Source organism: Neobacillus drentensis (assembly GCF_036962765.1).
GTDB classification, from domain to species: Bacteria; Bacillota; Bacilli; order Bacillales; family Cytobacillaceae; genus Neobacillus; species Neobacillus drentensis_C.
Genome location: NZ_JBALOS010000349.1, coordinates 1 through 381, shown reverse-complemented (window position 1 = coordinate 381; position 381 = coordinate 1). Strand labels below are relative to the sequence as shown.

The following is a 381-nucleotide window of genomic DNA, read 5'->3' as shown; positions in this document are numbered from 1 at the left end:
GTTAAGAATTTCTCTGCTGATTTTACCCCTTCTTCAATCTTAAATTGATCCTTGAATTTCCCTTGATTCCAAACAACTTGTGTAGGCGGTTCAAACGGCATGGCATTCAATGATTGAGGATGTGAGACGGCAAATAACATAGCGGAGCCTACATATACTGCATCGGCTCCGAGGGCGAGCACTTTTAAAAAATGTCCAGGTACTAGGAGTCCTCCAGAGGCAATTAAACTAATTTTTCCCTTCATGTTTTTCTTTTCTAGATAATTAGCAGCTCTGACAATCGCATGCAGAGTTGGGATTCCAACGTCGTCAGATAAAATAGGCGGGGCACCGAGTGTGGCTGCTTGTCCGCCATCAATGGCAATATAATCAACACCCATA

The 381-nt window shown here is 43.0% G+C and carries 1 protein-coding gene; it reads right to left on the bottom strand.

Going from position 1 to position 381, the window contains the following annotated elements; genetic code table 11:
- Positions 1 to 381: glutamate synthase-related protein (locus V7137_RS29075; RefSeq protein ID WP_335701284.1), on the bottom strand; the 381-nt coding region annotated here is incomplete at both ends.